Raw genomic sequence first — 1,485 nt, forward strand, 5'->3', positions numbered from 1 at the left:
GCCGGGCGCCACCAGGACTCGTTGGCGACGTACCAGTCGATGGTGGCCTTCAGGCCCTCGGCGAAGTCGGTGTGGGCCGGCCTCCAGCCCAGCTCGCGCTGCAGCTTCGTGCTGTCGATGGCGTAGCGGCGGTCGTGGCCGGGGCGGTCGGCGACCCAGTCGAAGTCCTCGGGGTCGCGCCCCATCGCCTCCAGGATCATGCGAAGTACGGTGATGTTGTCCCTCTCCCCATTGGCGCCGATGAGGTAGGTCTCCCCCATCCGGCCCTTGGTGAGGATGTCCCAGACGGCCGAGGAGTGGTCCTCGGTGTGGATCCAGTCGCGGACGTTCTCGCCCTTCCCGTAGAGCTTGGGGCGGACGCCGTCGACGATGTTCGTGATCTGCCTGGGGATGAACTTCTCCACGTGCTGGTAGGGCCCGTAGTTGTTGGAGCAGTTGGAGATCGTTGTCCGTAGGCCGTAGGTGCGGGTCCAGGCGCGCACGAGCATGTCGGAGCTGGCCTTGGTGCTCGAGTACGGGCTGCTCGGGTGGTACGGCGTCTCCTCGGTGAACTTCGCCGGGTCGTCGAGCGCCAGGTCGCCGTAGACCTCGTCGGTGGAGACGTGGTGGTAGCGGATGCCGTGCCTGCGGACGGCCTCCAGCAGTCGGAAGGTTCCCTCCACGTTGGTGCGCAGGAACGGCTCCGGGTCGGCGATGGAGTTGTCGTTGTGGGATTCCGCGGCGTAGTGCACGATCGCGTCGTGTCCCGGCACCAGCTCATCGAGCAGCCCGGCGTCGCAGATGTCGCCCACGACGAGCTCCACGCGGTCGGAGGGCAGCCCGGCGATGTTCTCGGGGTTGCCGGCGTAGGTCAGCTTGTCCAGGACGGTGACGTGCACGTCGGGGTGGTTGTTGACCACGTAGTGGACGAAGTTGCTGCCGATGAAGCCGCAGCCGCCCGTGACGATGATGTTCTTCGGGGAGAAGGTCTCCTCTGCCATGTTCGAATCTCCTTGTTCCTAGTACTCGCGCGGGCTGTTGACGATCTCGCCGGCGGCGACCTTCTTCAGGTGCCGCCCGTAGACCGACTTGCCGTAGGCCTTCGCGGCCTCCTCCAGCCCGGCGGTGGAGATCCAGCCGTTCTCCCAGGCGATCTCCTCGGGCACGGACACGGGCAGGTCCTGGGAGTGCTCCACGGCGCGGACGAACTCCGCGGCCTCGTGCAGGCTCTCCATGGTGCCGGTGTCCAGCCACGCGTAGCCGCGGCCCAGGGTGACCACGGACAGCGTCCCCTCCTCCAGGTACATCTGGTTGAGCGTGGTGATCTCCAGCTCGCCGCGGGCCGAGGGCTTGACCTCGTGGGCCTTGGCGGCCACGTCGCCCGGGTAGAAGTACAGGCCGGTGACGGCGTAGGAGCTCTTGGGGTCGGCGGGCTTCTCCTCGATGGAGACGGCCCTCCCATGCGCGTCGAACTCCACGACGCCGAAGCGCTCGGGGTCGTCCACG

2 protein-coding genes are annotated in these 1,485 nt (G+C 67.3%); both read right to left on the reverse strand.

All coding sequences use genetic code 11. From position 1 onward, the window contains the following. The coding region (gene rfbB, locus DW925_RS09980) for a dTDP-glucose 4,6-dehydratase (RefSeq protein ID WP_117790921.1) at window positions 1-980 on the reverse strand (980 nt) is incomplete at its 3' end. A gap of 18 nt (window positions 981-998) precedes the next feature. Next, window positions 999-1,485, reverse strand: a 487-nt coding sequence (locus DW925_RS09985; RefSeq protein ID WP_255415197.1) for a sugar nucleotidyltransferase, incomplete at its 5' end; no start/stop codon positions are given.

It is taken from the genome of Collinsella sp. AM43-1 (assembly GCF_003467925.1).
GTDB lineage: Bacteria > Actinomycetota > Coriobacteriia > Coriobacteriales > Coriobacteriaceae > Collinsella.